This is a genomic window from Aestuariispira ectoiniformans, assembly GCF_025136295.1.
Lineage (GTDB): Bacteria > Pseudomonadota > Alphaproteobacteria > UBA8366 > Aestuariispiraceae > Aestuariispira_A > Aestuariispira_A ectoiniformans.
The window spans coordinates 2578468-2600177 of sequence record NZ_CP062788.1 but is presented as its reverse complement, the minus strand read 5'-3'; the positions used below and the strand labels follow the sequence as shown (position 1 = coordinate 2600177).

General features: G+C 56.1%; 23 protein-coding genes. 10 read left to right on the top strand and 13 right to left on the bottom strand.

Features of this window, described 5'->3' with window-relative positions; all coding sequences use genetic code 11:
- Positions 1 to 4 precede the first annotated feature (4 nt).
- Positions 5 to 2404 (top strand): thiamine pyrophosphate-binding protein, encoded by a 2400-nt coding sequence (locus IF205_RS12080; protein ID WP_259779620.1) that lies wholly within the window; start codon positions 5 to 7, stop codon positions 2402 to 2404.
- A 32-nt stretch (positions 2405 to 2436) separates the two neighbouring features.
- Here IF205_RS12080 and IF205_RS12075 read toward each other — a convergent pair whose 3' ends face one another.
- Positions 2437 to 2814 carry a winged helix-turn-helix transcriptional regulator gene (locus tag IF205_RS12075; RefSeq protein WP_259779619.1) on the bottom strand — a complete coding sequence of 126 codons (378 nt, stop codon included), beginning with the start codon at positions 2812 to 2814 and terminating at the stop codon, positions 2437 to 2439.
- A 121-nt stretch (positions 2815 to 2935) separates the two neighbouring features.
- Here IF205_RS12075 and IF205_RS12070 point away from each other — a divergent pair, with 121 nt between their 5' ends.
- Positions 2936 to 3946 carry a zinc-binding alcohol dehydrogenase family protein gene (locus IF205_RS12070; protein ID WP_259779618.1) on the top strand — a complete coding sequence of 337 codons (1011 nt, stop codon included), beginning with the start codon at positions 2936 to 2938 and terminating at the stop codon, positions 3944 to 3946.
- 32 nt (positions 3947 to 3978) lie between these two features.
- On the opposite strand, the gene IF205_RS12065 is transcribed toward IF205_RS12070, so the two are convergent.
- Positions 3979 to 5073, bottom strand: a complete 1095-nt coding sequence (locus IF205_RS12065; RefSeq protein ID WP_259779617.1) for an alkene reductase — start codon at positions 5071 to 5073, stop codon at positions 3979 to 3981.
- A 113-nt stretch (positions 5074 to 5186) separates the two neighbouring features.
- Here IF205_RS12065 and IF205_RS12060 point away from each other — a divergent pair, with 113 nt between their 5' ends.
- On the top strand, positions 5187 to 6089 hold the full coding sequence (locus IF205_RS12060) for a LysR family transcriptional regulator (RefSeq protein WP_259779616.1): 903 nt from the start codon (positions 5187 to 5189) through the stop codon (positions 6087 to 6089).
- 139 nt (positions 6090 to 6228) lie between these two features.
- Here the strand turns inward: IF205_RS12060 and rpsI are convergent, their stop codons facing one another.
- From rpsI to IF205_RS12045, 3 genes are all read right to left on the bottom strand, one after another.
- Positions 6229 to 6717 carry a 30S ribosomal protein S9 gene (gene rpsI / locus IF205_RS12055; RefSeq protein ID WP_259779615.1) on the bottom strand — a complete coding sequence of 163 codons (489 nt, stop codon included), beginning with the start codon at positions 6715 to 6717 and terminating at the stop codon, positions 6229 to 6231.
- A gap of 2 nt (positions 6718 to 6719) precedes the next feature.
- Positions 6720 to 7181 (bottom strand): 50S ribosomal protein L13, encoded by a 462-nt coding sequence (gene rplM / locus IF205_RS12050; RefSeq protein WP_259779614.1) that lies wholly within the window; start codon positions 7179 to 7181, stop codon positions 6720 to 6722.
- Positions 7182 to 7409: 228 nt separating this feature from the next.
- Positions 7410 to 7844, bottom strand: a complete 435-nt coding sequence (locus IF205_RS12045) for a PaaI family thioesterase (protein WP_259779613.1) — start codon at positions 7842 to 7844, stop codon at positions 7410 to 7412.
- 240 nt (positions 7845 to 8084) lie between these two features.
- Between IF205_RS12045 and IF205_RS12040 the strand changes: the two genes are divergently transcribed.
- Positions 8085 to 8579, top strand: coding sequence for a CoA-binding protein (locus IF205_RS12040; RefSeq protein ID WP_259779612.1), 495 nt, complete (start codon positions 8085 to 8087; stop codon positions 8577 to 8579).
- 90 nt (positions 8580 to 8669) lie between these two features.
- The gene (locus IF205_RS12035) at positions 8670 to 9587 is read left to right on the top strand and encodes a lipid II:glycine glycyltransferase FemX (protein WP_259779611.1); all 918 of its coding nucleotides are present in this window, start codon (positions 8670 to 8672) and stop codon (positions 9585 to 9587) included.
- Positions 9588 to 9625: 38 nt separating this feature from the next.
- Here IF205_RS12035 and IF205_RS12030 read toward each other — a convergent pair whose 3' ends face one another.
- Positions 9626 to 10198 (bottom strand): TadE/TadG family type IV pilus assembly protein, encoded by a 573-nt coding sequence (locus IF205_RS12030; RefSeq protein ID WP_259779610.1) that lies wholly within the window; start codon positions 10196 to 10198, stop codon positions 9626 to 9628.
- Between the two features lie 2 nt (positions 10199 to 10200).
- On the bottom strand, positions 10201 to 10755 hold the full coding sequence (locus IF205_RS12025) for a TadE/TadG family type IV pilus assembly protein (RefSeq protein WP_259779609.1): 555 nt from the start codon (positions 10753 to 10755) through the stop codon (positions 10201 to 10203).
- A gap of 252 nt (positions 10756 to 11007) precedes the next feature.
- Here IF205_RS12025 and IF205_RS12020 point away from each other — a divergent pair, with 252 nt between their 5' ends.
- Complete coding sequence (locus IF205_RS12020; protein WP_259779608.1) at positions 11008 to 11667, top strand: GntR family transcriptional regulator; 660 nt, start codon at positions 11008 to 11010, stop codon at positions 11665 to 11667.
- Between the two features lie 39 nt (positions 11668 to 11706).
- Here IF205_RS12020 and IF205_RS12015 read toward each other — a convergent pair whose 3' ends face one another.
- On the bottom strand, positions 11707 to 12177 hold the full coding sequence (locus IF205_RS12015) for a carboxymuconolactone decarboxylase family protein (RefSeq protein WP_259779607.1): 471 nt from the start codon (positions 12175 to 12177) through the stop codon (positions 11707 to 11709).
- Positions 12178 to 12309: 132 nt separating this feature from the next.
- Here IF205_RS12015 and pdxR point away from each other — a divergent pair, with 132 nt between their 5' ends.
- Positions 12310 to 13698 (top strand): MocR-like pyridoxine biosynthesis transcription factor PdxR, encoded by a 1389-nt coding sequence (gene pdxR / locus IF205_RS12010; protein WP_259779606.1) that lies wholly within the window; start codon positions 12310 to 12312, stop codon positions 13696 to 13698.
- Positions 13699 to 13752: 54 nt separating this feature from the next.
- Here the strand turns inward: pdxR and IF205_RS12005 are convergent, their stop codons facing one another.
- The 4 genes from IF205_RS12005 to IF205_RS11990 all read right to left on the bottom strand — a co-directional run bounded on the left by IF205_RS12005 (position 13753) and on the right by IF205_RS11990 (position 16694).
- Positions 13753 to 14475, bottom strand: coding sequence for an amino acid ABC transporter ATP-binding protein (locus IF205_RS12005; protein ID WP_259779605.1), 723 nt, complete (start codon positions 14473 to 14475; stop codon positions 13753 to 13755).
- Positions 14472 to 15122: an amino acid ABC transporter permease gene (locus IF205_RS12000; protein ID WP_259779604.1), complete on the bottom strand. Its 651-nt coding sequence runs from the start codon at positions 15120 to 15122 to the stop codon at positions 14472 to 14474. The genes IF205_RS12005 and IF205_RS12000 overlap by 4 nt, the downstream gene beginning before the upstream one ends.
- Positions 15123 to 15126: 4 nt before the next feature.
- Positions 15127 to 15789 (bottom strand): amino acid ABC transporter permease, encoded by a 663-nt coding sequence (locus IF205_RS11995; protein ID WP_259779603.1) that lies wholly within the window; start codon positions 15787 to 15789, stop codon positions 15127 to 15129.
- 77 nt (positions 15790 to 15866) lie between these two features.
- Positions 15867 to 16694 carry a transporter substrate-binding domain-containing protein gene (locus IF205_RS11990; RefSeq protein WP_259779602.1) on the bottom strand — a complete coding sequence of 276 codons (828 nt, stop codon included), beginning with the start codon at positions 16692 to 16694 and terminating at the stop codon, positions 15867 to 15869.
- Positions 16695 to 16900: 206 nt separating this feature from the next.
- Between IF205_RS11990 and IF205_RS11985 the strand changes: the two genes are divergently transcribed.
- From IF205_RS11985 to IF205_RS11975, 3 genes are read left to right on the top strand one after another with little or no spacing between them, the layout of a single operon-like run.
- Positions 16901 to 17917 (top strand): proline racemase family protein, encoded by a 1017-nt coding sequence (locus IF205_RS11985; protein WP_259779601.1) that lies wholly within the window; start codon positions 16901 to 16903, stop codon positions 17915 to 17917.
- A 20-nt stretch (positions 17918 to 17937) separates the two neighbouring features.
- Complete coding sequence (locus tag IF205_RS11980; RefSeq protein WP_259779600.1) at positions 17938 to 19377, top strand: aldehyde dehydrogenase family protein; 1440 nt, start codon at positions 17938 to 17940, stop codon at positions 19375 to 19377.
- A gap of 31 nt (positions 19378 to 19408) precedes the next feature.
- Positions 19409 to 20677: an NAD(P)/FAD-dependent oxidoreductase gene (locus tag IF205_RS11975; protein ID WP_259779599.1), complete on the top strand. Its 1269-nt coding sequence runs from the start codon at positions 19409 to 19411 to the stop codon at positions 20675 to 20677.
- 27 nt (positions 20678 to 20704) lie between these two features.
- Here IF205_RS11975 and IF205_RS11970 read toward each other — a convergent pair whose 3' ends face one another.
- Positions 20705 to 21601, bottom strand: coding sequence for a DMT family transporter (locus tag IF205_RS11970; RefSeq protein ID WP_259779598.1), 897 nt, complete (start codon positions 21599 to 21601; stop codon positions 20705 to 20707).
- Positions 21602 to 21710 lie beyond the last annotated feature (109 nt).

Here is a 21710-nt window from a genome sequence, read left to right as displayed (position 1 = left end):
AATAATGGCAACGAACCGCAAAACCGATATTTCCATTCTTACCGACTTGGAAGAACGGGTACGTTGGCTATCCTCTTGGACGATCCATAATGCAAACGTCCTGCGCGAAAAGACCGATGGGCTCAAGGTCGGCGGGCACCAGGCCTCCTGCGCATCGCTGACCAGCATCATGACGTCCCTGTATTTCGATGTATTGAGGCCGGAAGACCGTGTTGCGGTAAAACCCCATGCCTCCCCGGTCTTTCACGCAATCCAGTATCTGCTGGGCAACCAGTCCCGGGAGAACCTGGAAAACTTCCGGTCCTTCGGCGGCGCACAGTCCTATCCCAGCCGGACAAAAGACGTCGACGATGTGGATTTTTCCACGGGTTCCGTCGGCATGGGCGTGGCCCTGACGGCCTTTGCCAGCCTGGTCCAGGACTTTATCCGGGCAAAAGACTGGTCGAAGGAAATGCCTGAAGGCCGCATGGTCGCCCTTGTCGGTGATGCTGAACTGGATGAGGGCAATATCTATGAGGCCCTGATCGAAGGCTACAAGAACAACCTGCGCAATTGCTGGTGGATTATCGACTATAACCGCCAGAGCCTCGACGGTGTCATCCGCGAGGGCCTGAACGAACGCTTCATGCGTATTTTCGAGGCCTGCGGTTGGGACGTTGTTGTCCTGAAACATGGCTATCTTCAACAGGAGGCCTTCAGGGAACCGGGTGGCGAAAAGCTGCGCCAGTGGATCGACAACTGCCCGAACCAGCTTTATTCCGCACTCACCTTCCAGGGCGCTGCCGGATGGCGCAAACGTATGGAAGAAGATTTCGCCGGCGACAATGCAGCCCTTGAACTGATCGGCAGACACAGCGACGACGCGCTGGAAGCGCTCATGACCAATCTGGGCGGTCACGACCTGCGTCTTCTGACTGAAACCTTCCGGTCAATAGACCACGACAGACCGACCTGTTTCATTGCCTATACGATCAAGGGCTTTGGCCTGCCGCTGGCAGGACATAAGGATAACCATGCCGGGCTGATGACACCGGATCAGATGGAAACCCTGCGCGAAAGCTGCCGTGTCGGACATGGTCGGGAGTGGGAACCCCTCGAAGGCGCTCAAAACACCGCTGCGAAGTTGCAGAGCTTCCTCGACAAGGCTCCGTTCAACGCCAAAGGGGCGCGACGCTTTCAGGCCGACAAAGTCGACGTTCCCGAGAAACTCGCCTTTTCGGTCGGCAAAACCGCCTCCACGCAAGAAGGCTTCGGCAAGATCATGATGGAGTTGAGCCGCGCCGACAGCGACCTCTCCTCCCGAATCTTAACCACCTCGCCGGATGTTTCCGTCTCCACCAACCTGGGCGGCTGGATCAACAGGCGAGGTTTGTTCGCGCATGAAACCTTCGCCGACACATTCAAGGATGAGAAAATCCCCTCTGCCCAGAAATGGGAGATGCGGCCCGGCGGCCAGCATATGGAACTGGGCATTGCGGAAAACAATCTCTTCACCCTGCTGGCGGCGGCAGGCCTGTCTCACTCAGTGTTCGGGGAACGGCTGTTTCCTGTGGGCACACTTTATGACCCTTTCATCGCGCGCGGCCTCGATGCGTTGAATTACGCCTGCTATCAGGATGCGCGTTTCATGCTGGTTGCAACTCCGTCCGGCGTCACGCTGGCCCCGGAAGGTGGTGCACATCAGTCCATCGGCACGCCCTTGATCGGCATGGCCCAAGACGGCCTGGCCTATTTCGAACCGGCCCATGTGGACGAACTGGCCGTCATCATGCGCTGGGCCTTTGATTATATGCAGCGGGATGGTGAAGACCCGGCCAGCGAGGATAACTGGCTGCGCGACGAGAAAGGCGGCTCGGTCTACCTGCGCCTGTCCACACGCCCTGTGGAGCAGATTTCACGAGACATCACCCCTGCCATGGAACGGGACATCGTCGATGGCGCTTATTGGCTGCGCCCGCCGGGGCCTGCCTGCGAGGCGGTGATTGCCTTCACCGGCGCCGTCGCCCCCAACGCCATAGAAGCAACGGGGCTGGTTGGCGAAGACCGCCGCGGGGTCGCCCTGCTGGCAATCACATCCGCCGACCGGTTGACAGCCGGATGGCATGCCGCCGAACGTGCCCGCCAGCGTGGCAAAGTCCATGCGCAAAGTCATATCGAACGCCTGCTGTCACAGGTTCCCCGCGATGCAGGCCTTGTGACCGTCCTGGACGGGCATCACACGACGTTAAGCTGGCTGGGTTCGGTCTATGGCCACCGGGTCAAGCCGTTGGGGGTGGAACATTTCGGGCAGTCCGGCACCCTCACGGACCTGCACGCACATCACGGGATAGATGCCAACGCCATCGCCCACGCGGTGAATGCCGTCGCGCCCGGTCGCCCGGTTCGCTATCTCAAAGCTCTCTAAAGAAAACATTGGATAGGGAGGGGCCCCCTTCCCTATTCCGCTGCCCGTTCCGATGAAATTGGACGGTCACGCCCCAAAAGGTCTGCCCCCCAGTCTTCGAGGCTGCGGATAACCGGCTCCAACGACCGACCCAGGGGCGTGAGGCTATATTCAACCCGTGGCGGTACCTCTGGGTAGACCTCGCGATGCACAAGGCCAGCTTCTTCAAGGTCGCGAAGCTGTTTGGTAATGACACGATGGGAGACATTGCACATAAAACGACGCAATTCGTTAAAGCGCAGCGTTCCACCCAGCAGATGGAACAGGATCGATCCCTTCCACTTGCCGTCAATCAGTTCCAATGTCGCGGCAACCGGACAGGCCGGACCATCGTAACGCTCATGCCGATTGAGTTTTTTCACAGTATCCATTTGGTTACCTAGGCTCCTTGTTGTGCCTATCGGACAAAATTGTGCGTTCTTGCGCCCGTTGCTTATATGTACAATCTGAATGGCTCCGACACCAGCGACAAGAATATGGAGCAATAGTATCATGAAAGCGATCGGCGCCCTTCAGGCACATCCAATTTCCCACGAAGAAAGCCTTTTCGAGTTCGAAGCAGACAAACCAGTCCCCGGGCCACGCGACCTTCTGATCAAGGTCCGCGCGGTTTCCGTAAACCCCGTCGACACCAAAGTCCGCAGCCGAATCGACGGCCAACTTGAAACACCGCGCATTCTGGGTTGGGACGCGGTCGGCCAGGTTGAAGCCGTCGGCGATGCCGTCGAGCATTTCAAGCCGGGCGACGACGTCTTTTACGCCGGTGCAATCAATCGTGACGGCAGCAACGCAGAATACCAGTTGGTCGATGAACGCCTTGTCGGTCATAAACCTGCATCTTTGACCGATGCAGAGGCAGCCGCCCTGCCGCTGACCACCATCACGGCCTGGGAAATCCTGTTTCACCGCTTTGGCCTCACAGCAGAAAACAGCAAAGGCAAAAGCCTCCTGGTCGTCGGTGGCGCTGGCGGCGTAGGCTCAATCATGATCCAACTGGCCCGCCAGCTCACGGACCTGACGGTCATCGCCACAGCCTCTCGCGATGAGACCCGCAATTGGGTGGAAAAGATGGGGGCACATCATGTGATCGACCATCGCAAGCCCCTCGGCGAGGAACTGACCCGTGTTGGCATGCCACAAGTGGACTATATCGCCACCCTGACCGCAACGGAGACGCACCTGCCTACCTATCCGGAAATCATCGCGCCGCAAGGCCATATCGCCGTGATCGATGACCCGGACAATCTGAATATTATGCCGTTCAAGCTGAAAAGCATCACAGTCCACTGGGAGTTGATGTTCACCCGTTCCCTGTTCCAGACAGATGACATGGATAAACAACGCCAGCTTCTCAACGAGGCATCCAGACTTCTGAACGACGGCAAGCTGAAATCAACGCTTGCAGAAACCCTGTCCCCGATTGATGCAGCAACCTTGAAAACCGCCCATGAAAAAGTGGAAAGCGGCAGCATGGTCGGCAAATTGGTTGTCGAAGGCTGGTAAGGCATGAGGGGGCATTTTGCCCCCTCACCTCCTCACGCCTCCCCATAGTCCGTATATCCATGGGCGTCTCCGCCGAATAATGTCGAACCGTCAAATGCGCTCAAAGGCAGCCCATCGTGAAATCGGCGCGGCAGGTCGGGGTTGGCAATAAACGGACGCCCAAAGGCCGCCATATCAGCCAATCCATCCGCAACGATACGTTCCGCCTTTGACTGATCATAGTTGCCCGCAACAATAATCGTCCCCGAATAGGCTGCCCGCAGGTCATGGCGGAAGCTCTCCGGCACGATAGGAGCATCATCCCAATCCGCCTCAACCAGGTGCAGATAGGCAAGTTTCGCCTGATCCAGATACCGGGCGGCTTGCAGGATCGTCTCGATAATCTGGTCATCGTTCATGCCACGTTGTGTGATATAGGGCGCCAGTCGAATGCCCGTGCGGGACGGTCCGGCAACATCAGCAACCGCATCCACCACTTCGCGCAGGAAACGCAGACGGTTCTCTATTGAACCACCATAAGCATCCTTGCGGATATTGGCCGTACGGCGCAGGAACTGATCTATCAGGTAGCCGTTGGCCCCGTGGATTTCGACGCCGTCGAAACCGGCATCCATTGCGTTTCGGGCAGCTTGCCGGAAATCACCAATGATCGCGTCGATCTCCTGCAAGGTCAGGGCGCGCGGCACGGGGCAATCGAGCATCTCTCCCTCGCCTGTTTGCGGATTAACCACCCAGACCTGCGCATTCGGTGCCAGTGCGGAGGGCGCGACCGGCTTGCCGTCATCATGGAAACTTTCGTGAGACATACGACCCACATGCCAGAGCTGTAGAACGATCTTCCCGCCTTTTGCGTGGACAGCTTCGGTAACTTTCCTCCAGCCTTCGATTTGTTCCTCGCTGTAGATACCGGGTGTGAAGCTGTATCCCTGTCCCTGGCGGGAAATCTGTGTCGCCTCCGTCACGATCATGCCTGCACTTGCGCGCTGTGCGTAATATTCCGCCATCATGGCGTTGGGGATGTCGCCCGGCTGACTGCTACGGGCGCGGGTCATCGGTGCCATCACAATACGGTTCTGCGCCGAAATCGCACCCACCGAGTGAGAAGAAAACAAAAGTTGAGCCGTCATGGATCATTCCTCCTGGAAATTTGGACCACGCAACATTCGTCGATTTCTCTAATTAAAATAATACGTATAATATTGTCTTATGAATTCACGATATCTAAATAATTGGAAATGACATGGACCTGATTTCCGATATGAAACTGTTTGTGAGCATCCTCTCACACCAGAGCCTCGCCGGGGCCGCACGGGAGCTGGGCCTGTCACCTGCCAGCGCCACCCAACGGCTGAAAAACCTGGAGGACTATCTGCGCGCGCCATTGTTGGTGCGCTCCACCCGTTCCATGTCGCTGACGCCCGCAGGCGAGACCTTTCTTCAAAGCTGCCAACGTGTTTTGCCGGAGGTTGACCAACTGGTCTCCGACCTCGCCGCACAGCAGGGCGATATTCGTGGTCACCTGCGCATCAGTGCCCCTAACGACCTGGGGCATCATCATATTCGCAAGTTGGCCGACAATTTCATCTACCGCCACCCATGCGTCACCGTAGACCTTGTCCTCAGCGATCAACCCGTTGACCTGACAGGCGATGGCTTCGATTTCGCTTTCCGTTATGGGATGCTCAATGACAGCAGCATGATCGCCCGGAAGCTGCTGGATAACTGGCGGACACCCTGCGCATCCCCCGCCTATCTGGAAAAACATGGAGAACCCGCAACACCGAAAGACCTGCTCCACCACAACTGCCTCATCCTGTTGCGGGATCGCACGCCCATGGACCGTTGGCCCTTTGCCGATGGAGACGGTATTCAGGAAGTGAAAGTCAGTGGGGACCGTGCCTCCAACAATGGTGAAATGATCCGTTGTTGGGCCGCAGAAGGTAAAGGGATTGCCTTCAAATCCTATCTGGATGTGGCGGAAGATATCCGCAAGGGACGGCTCATGCCCCTTCTATCCGATTTCACAATCGGCAGCAGCCCGCTATCCCTTTTGTACAACAGCAGCGGCCGGCAACTGGAACGGATTCGGACCTTTGTTCAGGAAGCCGCAAAGTATTTTGATACCATGACATACCACGAATGAACTGACGCCCAACAGAACCAGCCTGTTTCTAACAGTTTCCTCATCCTCTTCCCTCATTCACCCAAAAATATAACACACAAAAAGAAAAGGCCGCCCGGAGGCGGCCTTTCCAAAGAACGTTGCTTCGTTCGTCCGGCGATTAACGCTTGGAGAACTGGAAGCTACGGCGAGCTTTCTTGCGGCCGTATTTTTTACGTTCGACGACACGGCTGTCGCGGGTCAGGAAGCCAACGGCCTTCAGGACCGGGCGCAGAGCCGGTTCGTAGTTGACCAGAGCCTTGGAGATACCGTGACGAACGGCACCGGCCTGACCGGACAGACCGCCACCGGTAACAGTAGCCATCACGTCGAACTGACCGGAACGCTCTGCTTTTTCGAACGGCTGCTGAATGATCATCTGCAGAACCGGACGAGCAAAGTAGGTGTTCAGTTCGCGGCCGTTGACGACCACTTTACCGCTACCCGGCTTGATCCAGACACGAGCGACAGCGTTTTTACGCTTGCCGGTCGCATAAGCGCGGCCCAGCTCGTCGATTTTCGGTTCAGCCGGAGCCGCTGCCAATTCACCACCCTGGGAGGCAACTGCGTCACCCAGCTGGGACAGATCCTTAATGGTTTCTTCAGCCATGATTAGCTCCGCTTATTCTTTGCGTTGCGGCTGGCGAGATCCAGCACTTCCGGCGACTGTGCTTCATGCGGGTGCTCAGCACCGGCATAGACACGCAGGTTTTTCATCTGCTGACGACCCAGCGGGCCGCGCGGGACCATGCGTTCAACGGCTTTCTGGATCGCGCGCTCCGGGAAGCGGCCTTCCAGAATCTGACCCATGGTGCGGGATTTGATGCCGCCCGGGTGACCGGTGTGCCAGTAGAACTTCTTGTCCGTCAGCTTGCGGCCGGTCAGAGCAACCTTTTCCGCATTGACGATGATCACGTTGTCGCCGCAATCCATGTTCGGTGTGTAGGTGGCTTTGTGCTTGCCACGCAGGATCTTAGCGACCTCTGCGGCCAAGCGGCCCAATACGAGACCTTCTGCGTCGATCAGAATCCACTTCTTATCGATCTCGCTGGCCTTCATCGAGTAGGTTTTCATGCCTTCTCGTATCCTCGGCTTAGTGGTTAAAAAAGAAAACTCGGCGGTGAGATTGAGATCATCACCTTGCGGAGCGAGTTTTATGGGAAGCCGAAGTTACAGTCAATCAGTTTTGATTCAAAATAACATAACAAATTCAAAGGCTTATAATTTTGGTATTATAATACCGCAAATATTACCCTCTAAATTCGCTTATTTTTCACCGTATAACGGCACTATCGCCATCACCTAGTCCCTGTTCGGTGGCACGGAATAGGTGCCCGTTACATGCGCACAGGGCTCTACATCCCCCTCGGCGATGATTGTCATGTCGCCTACCGCCAATCGCTTGCCCAGCTTGATCAGACGGGTATGGCAGAGAAGATCCGTTTCCCGTGGCTTACGCAGGAAGTTGATATTCATATTGGTCGTCACAGCCAACGGGACCTTCCCGACGGCACTCAGAACCGCCAGCCACATGGAATAGTCAGCCAATGCGAACATTGCGGGACCGCAGATGGTCCCCCCCGGACGTACATGTTTCAGGTCATACGGCAGGCGAACCACACATCCGCCATGGCTGATCTCTTCCGTGACAAACCCATAATATTCCGTGAAAGGTGCATCCTGATCACGGATTACTTCGAATTCTTCCTGCGTGATCAGCGGTTTTCTATCTGACATTACCCTGTTCCCCAATTTCTGCGACGCCATATTCCCACCCGGAACAATTTGCATTAGTTTGTTCTATTACAGGGAACTATAGAGCAGAAATGAAATGACAACAGCCCCCAATAGCCTGGAACCGGCACTCCCTCTTAGGGACACGTACAAGGTTGCCCATCTGACATCGAACAGATTGAATACCTACATTACGCTGAGCCAGGCCGCTATAGGGAACCGCCAACTACTCAGGACCGGTGAATGACCATGCCGCACGATACAATACGGGATACAGGCGTGGACCGGGACCACGACCGCGATTTCTACGCAGACGGATTTCTTCGAGGCATTCTGGAAGAGACACAGGTCATAGCCATCGTCGGGGCAAGCGCCAACCCGGCACGCCCCAGCTTTGAAGTCATGCGTTTTCTGAAGGATTTCGGTTACAACGTTATCCCGGTCAATCCGGGGCATGCGGGGAAGGAAATCCTGGGTGAAACGGTCTATGCAACATTGGCGGAAATCCCCATTCCCATTGATATGGTGGATATCTTCCGCGCTTCCGATGCGGTCGAACCAATTGTCGACCAGGCAATCGCCGTGAATGTCCGCACGATCTGGATGCAATTGGGGGTCGTCAACGAAGCGGCTGCGGAAAAAGCCGAGGCGTCAGGATGCAAAGTGGTGATGAACCGCTGCCCGAAAATTGAAATACCCCGGCTGGGCATAGCCTCGAAATTGGAAAATGAGGTATAAATAAGGCTCAAGCGTTTTGCAGCCATTGAGGAGCAGCAGGATGGCCCGCCAGGAATCCGATCCACCAGACATGACAGAGTGGACTGTGTGATGACTGAGACCCGTCTCGATTGGAATGACGTCAATCGTGAGGAATGGGAGCAGACCCTGGCCGAAATTCAATACAGCAATCCCCTTCAGGATTGGGATTTTGGACGGGCGGCAGCAAAGGCCCAGGGGATGTCGCTCGATCGGGCGCTGATCCGCAACGGAACAAAGGCTGTTGGCCTCGTTCAGGCTTTTATAAAGCCCCACATCCTTGGGCTTCGGTCCATTCGGATACTCAGGGGGCCGCTATATGCTCATACCTTGCCGCCAGATACAGTCACCGGCATTCTAACTGAGATAAAAACACGCTATCCCCTGAGAAAAGGGCTATGGCTTTCCATTCAACCGGAGTTGCCAGACAGCAGCGAAGCCAAGCATTTCCTGTCAAATAGCGGTCTACTGCGTCTGTTTGCAGGATATCAAACCTATTGGATAGACCTTACCCATTCGGCCGACGACTTGCGCAGCCAGTTGCATCCGAAATGGCGCAACCAATTGAATAAGGCGGAACGGGCCAATCTGGAAATCCATTTCGGGTCGGATTTCGACTGGCTCCTGGACCAGTACGAGCAGCACAGGGACATGGCGCGCTTTACTGGTCCCTCCGCCGCCATTCTGGCCGATATTCCGCCGGAGAAAACCTTCACGGTGACCGCACGGCACAAGGGCGTGACCATTAGCGGCGTGTTATTCTTGCTGCATGGGCAAAGTGCGACCTACCAGGTGGCCTGGACCTCGGATGACGGACGCAGCCTGCACACGACCAACCGCCTGTTATGGGAAGCGCTGCTTGGATTGAAGGAGATGGGTTTCACCTCCCTGGACCTTGGCGGGGTGGACCCGATCAACGCGCCCGGCATCGCCCATTTCAAATCGAGGATGGGCGGGGCCAGCTATACGTTGGTTGGTACGTATATCTAACCAATATCCAGTCGGCCCGACAAGATGACAACAATTCTCTAGTTATTGAGGATCGAAGCGAGGCTGGAGAAACGCGGACGATACACCGCACGTTTGTATATCGTATTGGCCCCCAGAATATCCGGCATAAAGACCGGTTTGAAATCATAGTAAACTTCGGCGGCGATTACATTGTCACCATCCTTGATGGTCATATCGCCTGGAAGTGTAGCATCCCCTCCCTCGCTGCCAATCTTGCTGCCGACATTGCCCCCGCCCCAGCTTCGCTGCCAGCTCACTTCCGGGTTCTGGTTTGTGTCCTGGGTAACAGAGGAAACGATGACAAGCGTCCCCGCTTCATTCTGGAAGGGTGACAGCATCTGCTCCGTGATTTCGAAGACATCGGACAGTTTTGTCTCCGTCATGACCTCTTCACGGGCAACCAGGTCGGCAATAGACGCCGCCGTACGCTCAACCTTCTGGTGGATGATGACATAGCGCGTCATTTCCATCGCCGAAAGCAGCAGCGTCAGCATGATAGGCATTGCAATGGCAAGCTCGATTGACGCAACGCCACGAGTGTTGTGCGCAAACCGGCGGAGCACAGATGACATCCGGGAAAACAGGTTCATCCTCATTCCCATGGCTCGTTCCTTACCGCAATCGACGCTTTCAAAGGGAACTTGCCGTCCTTGCCGATAATTTTCCCGATTGCTGGCGTCATGATCGGCCAGTCATATTCAATACTGTACAGAACTACATCGTCATCCTCACCAGCGCCTTGCTGTCCCACGTCGGCATCCCAGACTCCATTACCGTTCTGGTCGCTGAAGCTTTCGCCCGGCGTATAGTCGCCGTCGCCATTGCCATCGATATACGGTTCGCCATCGCCGATGGAACCGAACTTGTCGTAGACGCGCACATCAATCTTGGCATCATCCATGTTAACGAGCCCGAGCGTATGTTCGTCGATGATATTGCGAATGGTGGTCAAGCGGTCTTCGCCGCTCTCCTCCCGGCCGGTGATGCCGTAACGCGATGCTTCCCGCAGGCCCCCTTCCATCAGGGTATTGGTCAGCATGATGGCACCAAATTCAAAGGAGCCGAGGATCAGATAGGCCAGAACCGGCGCAACCAGCGCGAATTCAGCCAGCGTCGCCCCACTGTCATCCTGGGCCAATCGCTTCAAGCCAAAAAATCTGCTTAGTTTGCTGTTCCGTTTCATCCCGGCTCACCTACACTTTTACATTCGAAATTGTGCCGGGAAGTGAATTCAGCCTCAATATTTATATACGTAGACGAAATGGCTGAAAAATTTGATAAAATCCAAGACATCCGCAAGACAAGTCAACACCGCCTCAAGGGCTGGCCTTCGGGAGTTCAAAATTGTATACAGTTTTCCACAACAAGCGCATTTCTATGTGAAAGGATCCAGGTGGGTATGTTCAAGCGTCAGACCGTGGCGGAGGGATTGGTGGAAGTTCTCCGGGAGGCCATCCTGAATGGCGACATCCCCGAAGGCGAGCAACTTCGCCAGGATGCCATCGCCAAGAAGTATGATGTAAGCCGTATCCCCGTCCGCGAAGCCCTACGCCAGTTGGAGGCAGAAGGCCTTATCATTTCCCAGGCCCATAGAAGCGCGGTCGTCGCCTCACTATCGCTCAAGGAAGTGGAAGAGCTTTTCGAAATTCGTGCGGCTCTGGAGCCCAAACTCCTGGCAACGGCCCTTCCACGCCTCACGGAAGCGGACTTCGACAGTGCAGAGAAAACTCTGGACGACTATGACAAAGCTTTGGCGGAGGGCGATGTTGCACAATGGGGTGCGTTGAACCGCATGTTCCACAATTGTCTGTTTGAAAAGGCTGATCGCGCGCAAACAATGGCAATTATCAACAGCCTAGGACAAAAGGTCGACCGCTATACGCGCATGCAATTGCAATTCACGGACGGCGTCCGGCGTGCGCAGGATGAACACCGCGAAATGCTGCGCCTGTGCCGGGAGGGCAAGAAAGAAGAAGTCTGCAAGCTGCTGGAAGACCACATTCTAAATGCAGGCCGTTCCCTGGTCGCCTACCTCGCGGAAAAACACGACAAGGAATAGGACGCCCGCAACCGAGTTCCAGGCGTCCTGCCACAGCGATTATTCTGCGGCCTGCAACTGCTTCACATCAGGCGAAAATTGAAAGCCGACCGCAATGCGGTTCCAACCATTAATCGCAACAATTGCCGAGGTTAGCCCGGCAAGTTCCGCATCATTAAACTGCGCTCTCACCTGAGAAAAGGCATCATCGGAAACTCCATCTTCCGCAACCTGTGTCAAAGCCTCGGTCCAGGTCAGGGCCGCACGTTCGCGCTCACTGAAACAGGGAACTTCCCTCCAGGCAGCCAAAACATCAAGGCGCTCCTGATCCTCCCCATATTTCCGCGCATCGGCCAAATGCATGTGCAGGCAGAAGGCACAGCCGTTCAGTTGAGACGCACGGATTTTCACAAGTTCAACCAACGTTTTCTCCAGTCCGGCCTCGACCCCAAGCTGTCCAAGCCTGATAAGGGCCTTGGGCAATTCGGGTTGCAAGGCATAGAAGGCATTGCGGTCAATACGGTCCTGCATGGCAGTATTCCTTTGGACATTGTCAAAATTCAAAAATGTTCGACCAAGACATAAGGGTATATTGGACCATTTAAATGATCCAATTTTTGCATTAAATACTATGCCAATTGAAGTTTGATCCGGACCGACAGCATGCAACCTACCTACCGCGACATATACAGCCGTATCAGGGATGAGATTTTGACGGGGCATCTTCCGTCGGGCGGGCGTCTTCCCTCCGCCCGCAGCTATGCCAGTCAGTTAGGGATCGCACGGGGTACGGTCGATCATGCCTACCAGTTACTTATCGCCGAAGGATACCTGGAAACGCGCAGCACCGCGGGCACATTTGTTCCCCACAATCTGACCGCACAAACCACGGAACCCGCCGCAAGCCCTCCGCAGGAGACTTCACTTCCCCACCAGACCTTCATTGCCGGCAAACCGGGCCTCTTTCAGATGGGCTTGCCTGCCCTTGATGCCTTCCCGCGAAAGAGCTGGGCCCGAATTGCGGGGCGCATGGCACGGCAACTCCCCATTGCCAACCTGGACCATCAGGATCCCATTGGCTTCTGGCCTTTGCGGACCGCAATCGCCGGCTATCTGAAACTATCACGCGGAATCTCCTGCCTGCCCGACCAGATTTTCATTACCGCCGGTTATCAGGCGTCAATAACCATGGTCTGTCAGGCGATCCTGAACAAGGATGATAAGGTCTGGATGGAGGACCCGGGATATTTTCGCGCAATAGATGCCATCAAGCGGCTGGGAGGCAAAGTCACACCGGTGTCCGTTGACCATGAAGGCCTGCAAATCGCGCTTGCCTGTGCCCAGGCACCGGACGCCAGACTGGCCCTGGTGACACCGACCCATCATTTTCCAACGACCGTGACAATGCCCGTTCCGCGCCGACAGGAGCTTCTCGCCTGGGCCGGTCAGGCCGATGCCTACATCCTTGAAGACGATTATGACAGCGAGTTCCGTTACACCGGTCCGCCCCTGCCCGCCCTGAAAAGCCTGGACAGTCAGGACCGCGTATTCTTCGCAGGGACATTCAGCAAGGTTTTGTTTTCGGGGCTGCGTATAGCCTATCTCGTTGTGCCGGTTCACATGGTTGACCGGATGAGAAGCATCGCCGACCTGCTTCTGCCGCCGCCTTCCCCCCTGATACAGTCCACCGTCGCGACCTTCATGGCCGAAGGCTTTTTCGCCCGCCATATCAAACGCATGAGAAAGCTTTATGGCGAACGTCGTCAGGCGCTGCATGATGCGCTGATACAGCATTGCCCCTCTCTGACCATGGATCTTTGTCAGGGCGGCATGCATATCATGGCGATGCTGCCGCCCGGCACAGACGACCGTGCTTTGTCCAAAGCGTCCTATGATCAGGGCCTCGCCGCGGATTTTGTCAGTCGCGGCTCCAGCGACAACTATACGGGCTCCGGCCTGTTACTCAATTTCACGAATGTCCCCACCGACATGGCCGATCAGGCCGCATGTGCTCTGCAACAAATTCTGGATAAAAAAAGTCCCGGGCGGTGAGCACCTCGCCCGGGAAAGTCGGAAGTATCTTTGGGTACCAGGAGTTACTTTTAATCAATTGATATTGCGAAGAAATTTCTTTGTTTTCTCATCCTGCGGATTATCAATCACCTGATCCGGCGCGCCCAGTTCACAGATGACACCGGAATGGAAGAAGGCCACCCGGTCAGATACATCGCGGGCGAAAGGAATCTCATGGGTGACCACAATCATGGTCATGCCATCGCGCTGCAACATGCGAAGGGTGTCGAGAACCTCACCAACCAGTTCCGGGTCCAGGGCGGATGTCACCTCGTCGAACAGCATATAATCCGGGTCCATGGCCAACGCGCGTGCAATCGCCAGACGCTGCTGCTGTCCACCGGACAGACGTGATGGGAAGACATCGGCCTTGTCCCCCAATCCGACCTTGTCCAACTGCGCACGCGCCCGCTCCAGCGCTTCCTTCCGGCTGACCTTGAGGACGACACGCGGCGCCAGCGCAACATTCTCAAGCGCTGTCAGGTGGGGAAAGGCATTCCACTGCTGGAAAACAATGCCGATATGCCGGCGCAGCTTGTTCAGATCGGTCTTCTTGTCGTGAACGGAAATTCCATCCACCACAATTTTGCCGCCCTGGATCGGTTCCAGGCCGTTAATGCACTGTAGTAATGTGGATTTTCCGGAACCGCTGGGCCCAATCAGGCTCAGCACCTCCCCCTTATGGACTTCCAGATCGATGCCGGTCAGGACATTCAGGGAACCAAAGGATTTATTTACATTCTCAATGGAGATCATATCGCCATTCTCCGCTCAAGGCGTTTACTGTATTGGGAAATCGGGAAGCAGATCGCGAAATAGAAAATGCCAACCCCGCTGAGGACCAGAATCGGTTCCTGGGTACGGGTAATCACGATCTGGGAGGCACGCAGCAGCTCGATATAACCAAGAACGGCAACGAGTGCAGTATCCTTGACGACACCGACCACCAACCCGATCCAGGCCGGAAAGATCGTCCGCAGGCCCAAAGGCAGCACCACATAGCGTAAATCCTGCCAATAGGTCATGCCCAGCGACCGCCCTGCCCGGCGCGTCGGCAGCGGCACCGCATCATAACCACCACGGACGATTTCCGCGCAGTAGGCGCCCATATACAAAGTCAGAACGACGATGCCGGAGGTCACGGGGTCCATCGGAACACCGACCACAGCGGCAATGCTGTTAAACAGGATGAACTGAATGATGAGCGGAATACTGCGGAAAATGTCCAGATAACCCGCCAAGAGAAGATTGCCGATCGGGTTACGCGCCGTCTTTGCCCGTATCCAGCCAAGCAACAGGCCAAGGGCCGTACCAAGCGTGATGGACCAGATCGCGAGGTAAACCGTTCGCCCGGCACCTTCCGCCATATAGTAGAGATCATTGAAACTTAAACCTGAATACATCGCCCTACCCCCGGAACAACCGGCGTGCGGCCAGACGCGCACCCATAGTGACGATCTTCGCGATCACGTAATACATGACGGCCGCTGCAAAGAAGAATTCGAAGGACCGGAAGGTCAGCGACTGCTGGAAGGCCGTGGCCCCCGTCAATTCCTTCAACCCGACAATCATGCCCAGGGACGAATTCAACAGTGCCCACATCATCTGGTTTGTCGCCGGATAGAAAACAACGCGGAAAACCTGGGGCAGTATAACGCGGGAATAGGCCTGAAACGGGTTCATACCCAGTGATCGCGCCGCCGCCATCTGTGTCTTGGGCACTGCATTGAAACCGCCTCGCAGCACTTCCGCCAGATAACCGGCATTGTTGAAAGCCAGGGCAGATAGGACCGCCGTATAAGAATCCAGATGCAGCCCAATAGTGCCCAGGCCGAAATAGGCCATATACATCTGGAACAGGCTCGGCGTATTACGGGCCAGTTCGACCCAACCAGTGGCAAGGCCGTAAACAGTCTTATTCTTCGACTGCCGTCCCAGGGCATGGAAGACGGCCAGGATTGTGCCGATAATCATCGACAAAACCGTAATTTCCAAAGTGATTTGCGCGCCCTTTAGCAAGGCGGGCATCGCCTTCCAGACCGGCCCCCAGTGAAAGGAATAGTCAATCACGGAAACGCTCTCCTCATTCGAAGGAGTGATATTTGAGGGAGAAGGGCAAAAGCCCCTCTCCCCCGATACAACAGGGCTTAGTAATAGACGCCCGACACCGCCAGTTTCGGCGCTTCACCACCGACAAACTGTTCATACAGTTCCTGATAGCGACCGCTACGAACCTGACGGTTCACAAACAGGTTCACCCAGTTCAGCAAGCCATATTCATGACGGTTCACCATGATGCCGCAGATATCGACGGGGAACGGTGCCTCGCCCACAGCCGCAAAGTCTTTGTATTTGCCACTGTTCATCAGCGTTGCCGCCGTTGTCGATGCGGTCACAAAGGCGTCGATCTTGCCCTGCGCCAATGCCAGATACTGATCCGAATCCGACTGGTAGGACACATAATCGCCCCCCGAATTGCCCCAGTTTTTATAGTGCTCCAGGAAATTCTGCTCCGGCGTAGTACCGGAAACACCCCCGACCTTACGGCCTTTCAGATCGTCAAAATTCTGAATCCCGGTATCTTTGCGGGTCACGACCCGGTTGGTATAGGCAATATACGGCACCGAAAAGGCCACCGTCTTTGCCCGCTCCAGCGTATCGGATGCACTGGCAATGGAAATGTCCGCACGGTTGGAAACCAGGGCCGGAATACGGTCCGGGAAAGGTGTGTCGACGATCACTGCATCCACGCCAAGGGCCTTGGCCATGTCCTTGCAGTATTCGACATCAAAACCAGCCGGCTCGTTGTTCTGATCCCTATATCCAATCGGCGGAAAATCCAGAGTGACACTGCAACGCAGTTCACCTGAATCAATAATATCGTCTAATTTGTCCGCCTGCGCACTGCCTGCCGCCGAGACAGCCAGCACAGCAAATGCGGTAATTCCCCCAAGAGTTTTCAAAGTCTTTCTCATTGTCGCCTCCCTTGATTTTCATTCTTAAGACCACATCACCATCTGATATATCAGTGGTGGCTAGCATCATAGTGAATATTGTATCCAATATACAAGTGTCTTTTTTTTCGAGCTGAACTCTGTTAGAAATCGCAAATGCCCGTCGTCGATTGAGGATGGGAGTCACAACGAGCTTTCTATGCAATTTGATTGGGAGTGTGCCGGGAATGGCAGACAAGGAATGGCCGGTCTTTGAAACTGTGGAAATGCATACCGGCGGGGAGCCGGTTCGCATCATCGAAACCGGATATCCCGACATTCCGGGGGGCAGCATTCTGGCAAAGCGGCGCTATGTTCGCGACAATCTGGATCACTTCCGCAAGGCCCTCATGTTCGAGCCCCGCGGCCATTACGACATGTATGGCGTAATCCCCGTGCCCCCATCCCATCCGGAGGCGCATCTGGCTGTGCTGTTCACCCATAACGAGGGTTACAGCACAATGTGCGGCCACGCGACCATCGCCTTGGGGCGCTATGCCATTGACAAGGGCCTCGTCCCGGTCGTCGAACCGGTAACCACCGTCAACATCGAATGCCCCTGCGGTCTGGTCCGTGCGCATGTTCAGGTCGAAAAGGGCGTTCCCGGACAGGTCTCCTTTGACAGTGTCCCCGCTTTCGCCTTTGCCCTGAGCCGTCTGGCGGCAACACCAACCTACGGACCGGTGGAGGTGGATATCGCCTATGGCGGTGCCTTTTATGCCCTTGCCCCTGCCGACACCTTCGGCCTCGACGTCCGAAAGTCCCGCACACGGGATCTTGTCGATGCAGCAACAGAAGTCACCGAAGCAGTCAAAGCCCAGATTCCCCTGCACCACCCGGATGATCCCGACCTTGCCTTCCTCTATGGCACGATCCTGACCGACGGCAATGACGAATTCAGTGCAGAGCCAACCGCGAATATATGCGTTTTCGCCGATGCCCAGGTGGATCGCAGCCCGACCGGCTCCGGCGTCACCGCACGCATCGCCGCCCAGGCCAAGCGCGGTCAGATAAAACCCGGTCAACAACGCCTGTTCGAGAGCGTTACCGGCTGCCTCTTCACGGGCGAAATAGCCGAAGAAACACGCTGCGGTGACTTTCCCGCAGTCCGCGCCCGCGTCAGCGGACAGTCCTATTACACAGGCCGCTCCCAGTTCACCATCGAGGCCGAAGACCCTTTGGCCAAAGGCTTTCTTCTGAAATAAATCTAAAGACTTAGGAGAGAATGATGCAGCAGTTTGGCAACTATATCGCCGGCGAGTTCCGCACGTCTGTGGACAGCAATTCCAATATCAACCCGTCCGACACATCCGACATCGTCGGCCAGTATGCCCGCGCCACCGAGCAGGATGTCGAAGACGCCATCGCCGCCGCGGCTATCGCACAGGATCAGTGGTCACAATCCACGCCGCAACAACGCCATGACATTCTGGATTTCGTCGGCAATGAAATCCTGGCGCGTAAGGAAGAACTTGGTCGTCTGCTTGCCCGGGAAGAAGGCAAAACCCTGCCCGAGGGTATTGGCGAAGCAGCCCGCGCCGGTCAGATTTTCAAATTCTTTGCCGGTGAGGCCCTGCGCCTGACAGGCGACCACCTCGCCTCTGTTCGCCCCGGTGTCGAGGTGGACGTCACCCGTGAGGCCCTGGGCACTGTCGGCATCATCACGCCCTGGAACTTCCCCATTGCCATTCCGGCCTGGAAGATTGCCCCTGCCCTTTGCTATGGCAACACGGTCGTTTTCAAACCGGCAGACCTGGTTCCGGGCTGTGCCTGGGCGATTGCCGAAATCCTTTCCCGGTCCGGCCTGCCCACCGGTGTCTTCAACCTGGTCATGGGACGCGGTTCGGTCGTCGGCGAGAAAATCGTCACCGACCGCCGGATCGATGGTGTTACCTTCACCGGCTCGGTCGCAACCGGCAGTCAGATCGCGGCCAAATGCGCCGCCCGCATGGCGAAATTCCAGATGGAAATGGGCGGCAAGAACCCGCTGGTCGTGTTGGACGATGCCGATCTGGACATCGCGGTCGACTGTGCCGTCAATGGCGCCTTCTTCTCCACCGGACAGCGCTGCACCGCCTCCTCCCGCCTGATCGTGACAGAAGGCATCCACGACCGTTTCGTCGACGCCGTCATCGGAAAACTCCAGGGCCTGAAAGTGGACGACGCCCTGGCAGAGGGTACGCATATTGGGCCCGTTGTGGACGAACGCCAACTTACCCAGGATCTGGACTATATCAACATTGCCAAAGCCGAAGGCGCGACGCTGGCCTTCGGCGGGGATCGCCTGGAACGCAGCAAGGACGGTTTCTATCTGCAACCCGCCCTGTTTACCGAAACCGAAAACGGCATGCGCATCAACCAGGAGGAAGTCTTCGGGCCGGTCGCCAGTGTCGTCAAGGCAAAAGACTATGAACAGGCTTTGTATCTGGCCAACGACACTGAATTTGGTCTATCGTCCGGCATCTGCACGACGTCCTTGAAATATGCACGACATTACAAGGCTAATGCCAAGGCAGGCATGGTGATGGTAAACCTGCCGACCGCCGGTGTTGACTATCACGTGCCATTCGGTGGCCGGAAAGGATCAAGCTTTGGCAGTCGCGAACAAGGTCGTTATGCTGCGGAGTTTTTCACAACGGTGAAAACCGCTTATACATTCGGCTAAGAACAATATCCAACAGGGCAACGATTACGAAATGACAAACAGTCAGGCAACTGAACAGACACAAAAGGCACTGGTCATTGGTGGCGGCATCGTCGGCATTCAATGCGCGATCCACCTGAAAAAGGCCGGCTTTAATGTGCAAATCCTGGAACGGGGTCAACCCGGCCAGGAGGCAAGCTTCGGCAATGCCGGTTGCCTGGCTGTATCGGAAGTCGTGCCCATGGCCATGCCCGGCATCATCAAGCATGTACCGGGCTGGCTATTGGACCCATTGGGACCACTTGCCATACGTTGGTCCCACCTCCCCGCTCTTGTGCCCTGGCTATGGCGCTTCATGCGGGCGGGCAACTGGGATCAGGTGGAGCGGACCTCCACGGCGGCGGCGGCGCTTATGGAGCTGACAACCGATAGCTGGAAGGACATCTCCAAGGAGGCCGGCCTTCACAATGAAATACATTGGACCGGGAATATCACGGTCTATGAGACAGAGGCCGCCTACAAGGGTGACGAAGCCTATTGGAACCTCTACCGCAAACGCGGTGTTCCTTTCGAACCGCTAACGCCAGAGCAATTGCACGAGCGGGAACCGGACCTGGCACCGATCTTCAAGCATGCCGTCTACTGCCCAAGCTATGCCCGCGTGTCGGACCCGGCGCGGATCGCGACGCGCCTTGCGGATCATTTCCTGTCGCTGGGCGGTGAGATCATTTCCGGACAGGCGCTGGACTTCACCTTCAACCAGAATGTCCCGATCGCCGTGCGTTGCGCAGATGGCCGGGAAATCTTCTTTGATAAGGTCGTCGTCGCTGCCGGAGCATGGTCCAAGACGCTTGCCAGGAAACTGGGAAGCAAAGTTCTGCTGGAAAGCGAACGCGGCTATAACACCACGCTTCCCAATCCCGGCGTCCGCCTGAACCATCCGATTATGTCCGCGGAAGGCCACTTTGCCTTGTCTCACCTCGACATCGGGCTGCGCATCGGCGGGGCAGCCGAATTTGCCGGTCTCGATGCACCGGCGAATTTCAAACGCTCCAAGGCTCTTTTGAAGTTGGGCCAGCGTTATCTACCCGACCTTCAGGAGGAAGGTGCCAAGGAATGGATGGGGCATCGCCCGTCCACCCCTGACAGCCTTGCGGTCATCGGTGCCTCCCCCATACACAAAAACGCATTCTTCGCATTCGGCCACGGGCATCTCGGGCTGACGCAGGCCGCAGGCACGGGCCAGGTAATCGCCGACCTGGCCAGCGGTCAGGCACCGTCCGTGAATATTGATGCCTTCAGCATCGCACGCTTCAATTAAATGCGGTTTCCGGGATCGGTGGGGTAATCAATCAGCCCCACCGACCACAACAACCCGGCGACGCGGCGGACGCATCACCAGATAGACGCCGACCGCGGTCACGGCAAACCCCGCAGCACCAATCAAACCGAAACGCTCATCAAAGAGAACGAACGCCTCCAGCGCGGCCAGTGGCGGCACCAGATAGAACAGAGAGGCGACCTTGGATGCGTCGCCATGGCGCACGAGATACATCAGCAACAAAATCGCAGCAAAAGACAGAACGAGAACCAGCCACCCCATGGTTGCAATAAAGGTCGGCGTCCAGTTCACATGCATGCTTTCGGTCGTATAAGCAATTGGTGCCAAGACAACCAGGGCTGCAAAATACTGCCAGAAGGCCCCCCAGACCAAATCGACATTCCCGCAAAAGCGTTTCTGATACATAGCACCAATGGTGATCGCAAAAAGGGAGCTGACGCATACCGCGACCGGCCAGAACAGTTCTCCGCTGAGCATGGACCAGTCAAACCGGCCGCTGAGAACCAGAAACACACCGCCAAAACCCAGCAGCATACCGCCCCATTGCACCGGCAACAGATATTGCCGGAACCAGAAGATCGACAGGATGGCCGTGACCAGTGGCTGCAGGCCAACCACAAGGGCCGCCAATCCGGCAGGCATCCCCCTTGAGATCGCCCAGAAAACTCCGCCCAGGTAAACCGCGTGAATAAGCGCCCCTACGACCATGGCATGCCCGGCCTGGCGGGGCCGAACCGTTTTCGACCCCACCAGACATGCGAACGCGGCGAAAACCACAAGGTTCAACGCCATGCGTATCGTCAACAGGGTCAGCGGCTCAGCAAAGGGCAGCCCGAATTTCGCACCGATGAAACCGGTGCTCCACAAAAGCACGAAAATTCCTGGCGCCATCTTTTGCAACATGAGCTCACGCTCCCCTGAAAAACTTCCATTTGTTGAATCCGGTTCTATACAGGTACAGTATTCCTGAAAAGAAACAGTTTCCATCAAATCGACAGATACAGATTGACAG